Below are 5,880 nucleotides of genomic sequence, written 5' to 3'. Positions count from 1 at the left end.
TCAGCAGACCGCGGACCTGACGCCGGCGCGGCAGAGGTGAACACCGAGCCCCGCCGCCATCCTCGACGTCTCCCTGCCTACCGTGCACGAGCTCGCTAGCTGTATTGACCCGCAAGGGGGCTGCGGTCCGCTCCTGGTTGGTGGTGTAGGGCCGTAGGTAAGCCCATTCGTCGAGGAGGGTGCGGTTGAAGCGTTCGACCTTGCCGTTGGTCTGGGGGCGGTAGGCGCGGGTGAGTTTGCCGGTTGCGCCGAGCTTGTCGAGGGCGTCGTTCCAGGCCAGGCCCTTGCAGTAGGCCCAGGCGTTGTCCGTGAGGACGCGCTCGATGCGGGTGATGCCGTGGGCGCGGAAGAAGGCGGCTGCGCGGGTGAGAAAGCCTGCGCAGGTCGCGACCTTCTCGTCGGGGTGGATCTCGCTGTAGGCGAGGCGGGTGTGGTCGTCGATGGCGGAGTGGACGTAGTCGAAGCCCATGCCGCGGATCGGCCGGCCGGTATCGCGGCCGGGGACCTTGTGGCCGCCGCCGTCAGGGATGCGGCCGAGTTTCTTGACGTCGACGTGGACGAGTTCGCCAGGGTAGTCGCGTTCGTAGCGGCGGATGACCTGGCCGGTGGGCCGGTCCAGGTGGGCGAGCCGGCTCAGGCCGTGCTGGGTGAGGATGCGGTGGACGGTGGAGGCGGGCAGGCCCAGGATCGGGGCGATACGGGCCGGGTCGAGCTTGCGCTGCTGCCGCAGCCGGAGGACAGGCGTGTCGGTGGCGGCCGCGGTGCGGTGTGGTGTCCTGCGGGGGCGGCTGGAACGGTCGATGAGTCCGCTGTCGTCCTCCAGCCGCCAGCGCCGGATCCACTTGTGGGCCGTGGGACGGGAGATGCCCATCTCTGCGGCGACGTGCGCGACGGGACGGCCGGAGCGGACACGTTCGACGAGCAGCCGCCTGCCGTGAACGGTCAGCCGGGCATTACGGTGGGACACGAAGGCCTCCGTGCGGTGAAGATTCGACACCTCCACCACACACGGGGGCCTTCGCCACGATCAAGCCTCGCGGCTGTTAACAACGCTCGTGACCAATACAACTAGCTCGCGCATCAGCCGCTCGACGGTGCAGCGTGCCACGAGAACACCGTTGCGTCGCAGCGCGCGGGTGATCCGGCGGACACCGTAGGCGTCGCCGGACTCGGCATGGACCGTTCGATCAGTGGCATGAGCTGCTCGTCGCGCAGTCGGCGAGCTGACTGCGGCCGCTTTTTGCGCGCGTAGTACGCCGACTCCGACAGCCCCAGCACCCGGCAGGCGAACCCGACCCCGAGGCCCTTGTCACTGAGGTGCTCGATCACCTGGTCGGCCTCGTCCGGGGACGGTCGAGTTTGGCCGCGGAAACGCGCTTGCGGCTTTGAGGGTCTCGTTCGCCCACTCAACTCCGCTACTTTTTGCGGAGTTTTACTCGGTTCCTCATGCTCGGCGGACGTCGCGTTCGCTGGCGTCCGCCTCGGCCTGGCGGACCCAGCCGCGTGGGGCTTCCTTGTGGACACCCAGATCTTTGGCGACGTCGCGATCGGTCGGCTTGTGGCGTGGACCTCGCGGACGGCCCTCCCACGGAGCTCGTCCGGGTATTGCGTGGTGCCGGCACTGCTCGTGGTTCTCCTTCGGGCCGGGATCATAAGCCTGGCTTCAGGGACTCCACGAACCCGGGGTCAGCTGAACGTGATGTATTGCACATGTCGTCCAGATCAGTGGCCAAGATGAACCATGTTTAGGGACGCGCCGTTCTCATCACGGGAAGCACGGATGCTTCCACTTCAAGAATCTGGACGCTCTGGGAGCTGGTGTGAAGAAGATCAAGGTTATCGTAGCGGGCGGTGCGGCTGTGCTTTCGATGGCAGCGGCCGCGATCTTCGTTGATTTTGACTCGTCGGGAACAGCGAGTCGCGCGACGGCCGCTCCCAAGATCGAGGGCAAGTTCGCCTTCGGCCCGAACCTAGGGCTCGGGAATCGCAGCGGTGTCGCTATCTACATGAATAGCGATTTTACGAGCAGCCCGAAGGATCAGGTTCTGTCCGGGGAAGTTCCGTCGTTTATTGATGTTCCCCATAATGTGAACGATCAGGTTGAAATCATCTTGAACATGTACAAGGTCTATGATTATTGCTTCTACAAGGACTCGAACTACGAAGGTAAGTCGTTGAGGGTTCCCGCGAATCAGTCCGTTCGGCTGGATGGTGTCAATGCAGAGTTCGCCGATCAGCTCTCGTCCATGAGGCCTTGTTAATCCGCCTTATCTACGCGCGTCGAAAGATGGCGGGGGAGCTCTCCAGGTGGATTGCGGAATTCTCCCCGTGATGCCGCATGCGTCAGGCCGCCGAGGGAAAGCTTCCGGAGCGGCGCGCCATGTCGAGTCCGACAGAGGAATCCAGTGGATTCCCTTTGTCGGCCTTGGCGGGTTGACCTTTGTTTAGTTTCAGGTAGTGACGGAATAGTGCATTGGAAAAGCTTGAAGTCGAGCTCAGAAAGGCCGCCAGGCAAGGGTACCAGCGACAGTATCCACGCGTTCCGGAATGGGTGCAGAAAAATCCATTGGCGTTTTCTCGGTGGGAGAGTGCATACATCGAGTCCCGCTTCATAGATTTTATCGATGAGTACCACAAAACGGTGGCTCGTGCTGTTGCCTCCGAAGCCGCTGGGCAGGGCAAGATTTCACCCCCTGATTGGGTGATGCGACTGCCGAGAACGCTTGAGAGTTGGAATCGCAGTGTGGCGGCCGGGTCGGAAGTCGCTCTCGCATCACCGAGCCGACCCAGGAAAATTACCAAGAAGATGCTTGGCGGCCTATACAAATCGGCCCGTCTCGCGCACGTGAGGATATAACGCGAGGTGGCTGCTGAGGCTCCACCATATAGGCCATTTGTAGCACCTGTCCGTGCCATTGTGGTATTTCGCTTTGGGAATGGCGGACGTAGTCCGTAGGTATAATCCTCGCTAGTGTTGTTGGACTTCACGCCAAATTCGCTCTGAGGGCACGCCTTGCTCCGGCGGCCGTCGGCAACTGCCCAGCCGGCACAACTGCTGCCGCGTCCAGGTCCGGGAAAACCTGCCAGGCGCGGTTAGCCGAGGAGCGTCGGATCGCGGACAGCTCCTTGTCCACCCGGCACCGACCAGGAATGCCCGGCCAGAGGCGCGTACGCAAAGGTCGTCTACGCAGGCGCTGCTTGGAACCAAACGCGCTCGTGATACTTGGCCGCACGCTTGAGGACGCCATTTCGCTCCTCGTGCTGAGCGCATGACACACACTGATGCCGGTCAAATGCTGCGGAACGGACATTATCCGCTGCTCTGGTGCATGAGGCGAGGGCGGTACGGACGGCAATGCCGCAGACTTCATAGGGTGAACCGTCGCCATAGAGCCCTTCGCCGCCCTGGGTGAACAGGCGCCGTAGCACCAACCCCACGCCCCGGTGCGAGGGCAATGAGGACTAAGGATTTCAGATGATGCAGAAGACGGTCACCGGGCTAACGGGTGCGGCTGAACCGACTGACGTGACGGTGGCCGATGTCATGGGACGGCCACAGCACCAGCTCCGACGCACAGGACACCCGCCCCTGCCCCCACCTGAATCCGCAACACTGTTCACCGGACGTCATATCACCACGCACACGGGAACCGTCACCGTCACCCGTCCAGCCACCGAAGACGACTTCGGCGCTGTCAATATGCTTCACGACCGCTGTTCCCTCGACTCCCGCTTCAGCCGCTACCAAAGTGCCCGTCGCAGCCTGTCCGCATCCGAGTGGCGCAACCTCGTCCATCCGGACCGGGGCCGAAGCTGGGTCACTCACCCCGCCGACTCCCCTCATCTCCTCGTCGCGTCCACCCACCTCATGCACACCGGCCACGACCAGCTCGCTGAACTCGGCATCCTTGTCGAAGACACCTGGCAGAACTTCGGCCTGGGAACCCAGTTGGCCCGTTATGCCATCACTCAGGCCCACATTCTTGAAGTCAAGGCCATCACCGTGATGACCAGCCGGGACAACCGCCGCATGCTCAGGATCTGCAAGAACCTCGGCGCCCACAGCCCACGACAAGACGGCGTCACGATCAGCTTCACCCTGCCGGTGAACTGAACCGCAGCTCTGCCGATCGAGGACCCTGACAAGCCCTAGTGTGATGCGCCTGAAATTGCGCGCTTAAGTCTGTAGCCTGTTTTCATGTCTCGGGGTCCTCGTGCCGTCGAAGTGGTGCTGTCGATGCGGAGCGCGCCGAGTTGCTCCGCTGGGCGGGCGGGGCGGTGGCGCCCCGCCTCGTCGAGCGGGCGCGCATCGTGTTGGCGTTGCGCGGACGGGAAGCCGAATACACATGTAGCGGCGGAGTTCAAGGTAAGCGCGGACACGGTGAGGAAGTGGCGCTCGCGGTTTGCTGCCCGGCGGATGGCCGGGCTTGCGGATGAGCCGCGGCCGGGCCGGCGCAATCGGAGCTTGTGCCCAGCGATGACGAACGGGCTCAGCTGACGCGTTGGGCGAGGCGCGCGAAGACCGCGCAGTTCCTGGCACTGCGGGCGAGGATCGTGCTGCGGTGCGCGCAGGGCGGGACGAATAACGAGTTGGTGCGCGATAGCGGGTGAGGTGCCTTTGCCTTGCTCACTGCTGTCTTCAGATGTTGGCCGTGCGGTCGGAGACGAGGTTGGCGATTGCGCGGTAGGTGTCGGGCAGGCGGTTGCGGCGGTGGGTCCAGCGGGTCAGTTGCTTCCAGCGTTTGTGGTCGGCGAGGGCGTGTTCGACGGCGATGTGGTCGGAGGAGTGGGCGTGGCGGTCGCGTTCCCACTGCTGGACTCGGCCGGGCAGTGCTCCCGGCCGGGGTCTTCTGGGCGGTGTGATCGCTTGCCCGCGGTGGTCGCGGCTCAGGCCGAGATAGCCGTCGTCCAGGAGGACCTCGACATCGGGGAAGTGCTGGAAGCAGACGGCTATGCCTTCGTTGGGGGCGGCCGTGGCATCGTGCATACGACCTGGCCGCAGGGCGTCGGTCCATAACGTGCGGCCCCGCCGGTCGGCGATGACGGTGGCCTTCATCGTGTTCTGCTTCTTCTTGCCCGAGACGAACGCGCGCCGTCCGCCGCGGCCGGCCGGTGGCCGGCGAACCTGGATCTCAGTGGCGTCCAGGCGCAGCTCAATGCCCTCGGCCTGGGCGTAGGCGAACACGTCCGCCAGTGAGCCTTTTCCAACTTGACTGTCCGGTCCGCCGATCATGCCGGCGGAGCGTTCCTCGCATGGCGGCCGATTGTGGATCTGCTGGTCACGGGCCTGTCACTAGCTGGCATCGCCACTCACCAGCAAGCCCATGACCAGGACAAACGTGAGGTTGGAAAAGGCTCAGTGTCCGTAACCGCAGGCCAGGGCGGTCGGGGACCGCGCACCCCCGATCAGCAAGGAGCGGACGTATCTCTGTGATCGCACGGGTGATGGTCGAGCGGTCGACGTCGAACAGCAGCCCCAGCACCGCGTGCGGCAGGTCGTGCCGCAGATGGATCAGGGTCGCCACCAGCCGGTCGACGAACACCAGCTGATGACAGGCGCTGGCACCTTCGGCTCGCTTGCGGGCCCCGCCTCGCGCAGCATGGCGTCGACTCTCGACCCCGGCCTGCCACGGCTCGGCCAACTCATCCACCAGGCAGGCAGATGCTGCCGAGAGAGTCCCGTGAACAACCTATGCGCCAGCATCGTCCGATTGACCGTGATCACCACAGCGGGATCATGCCATCCACCTGGCAGGACACCTCACCCGCTATCACGCACCAACTCGTAAGAGCACCGCGGCGGAGCGCGGGGCCTGGATCGTGTTCGAGGACGAGGCCGGGCAGTCGATGACTCCGTCGCGCGCCAGGAACTGGGGTCGG

Annotated in this window: 5 protein-coding genes and 1 pseudogene; 3 read left to right on the top strand and 3 right to left on the bottom strand. The window is 64.3% G+C overall.

Features of this window, described 5'->3' with window-relative positions:
* Both ACH4C6_RS35640 and ACH4C6_RS35635 read right to left on the bottom strand, forming a co-directional pair.
* Positions 1–967: IS481 family transposase (locus tag ACH4C6_RS35640; protein ID WP_398112747.1), on the bottom strand; the 967-nt coding region annotated here is incomplete at its 3' end.
* Between the two features lie 60 nt (positions 968–1,027).
* Positions 1,028–1,141, bottom strand: a complete 114-nt coding sequence (locus tag ACH4C6_RS35635) for an IS3 family transposase (RefSeq protein WP_398112748.1) — start codon at positions 1,139–1,141, stop codon at positions 1,028–1,030.
* Between the two features lie 679 nt (positions 1,142–1,820).
* Here ACH4C6_RS35635 and ACH4C6_RS35630 point away from each other — a divergent pair.
* The 3 genes from ACH4C6_RS35630 to ACH4C6_RS35620 all read left to right on the top strand — a co-directional run bounded on the left by ACH4C6_RS35630 (position 1,821) and on the right by ACH4C6_RS35620 (position 4,498).
* Positions 1,821–2,261, top strand: coding sequence for a hypothetical protein (locus tag ACH4C6_RS35630; RefSeq protein WP_398112746.1), 441 nt, complete (start codon positions 1,821–1,823; stop codon positions 2,259–2,261).
* A 1,214-nt stretch (positions 2,262–3,475) separates the two neighbouring features.
* Complete coding sequence (locus tag ACH4C6_RS35625; RefSeq protein ID WP_398112745.1) at positions 3,476–4,114, top strand: GNAT family N-acetyltransferase; 639 nt, start codon at positions 3,476–3,478, stop codon at positions 4,112–4,114.
* An 84-nt stretch (positions 4,115–4,198) separates the two neighbouring features.
* A complete protein-coding gene (locus tag ACH4C6_RS35620; protein WP_398112744.1) occupies positions 4,199–4,498 on the top strand; it encodes a helix-turn-helix domain-containing protein in 300 nt (99 codons plus the stop codon).
* Positions 4,499–4,639: 141 nt separating this feature from the next.
* Here ACH4C6_RS35620 and ACH4C6_RS35615 read toward each other — a convergent pair.
* Positions 4,640–5,704, bottom strand: a pseudogene (locus ACH4C6_RS35615) (transposase family protein).
* Positions 5,705–5,880: the final 176 nt, after the last annotated feature.

The organism is Streptomyces sp. NPDC017943, assembly GCF_044328425.1.
GTDB classification, from domain to species: Bacteria; Actinomycetota; Actinomycetes; order Streptomycetales; family Streptomycetaceae; genus Streptomyces; species Streptomyces djakartensis_A.
Note: the sequence above shows the minus strand (reverse complement) of the source record. Positions and strands in the feature narration are given on the sequence as shown.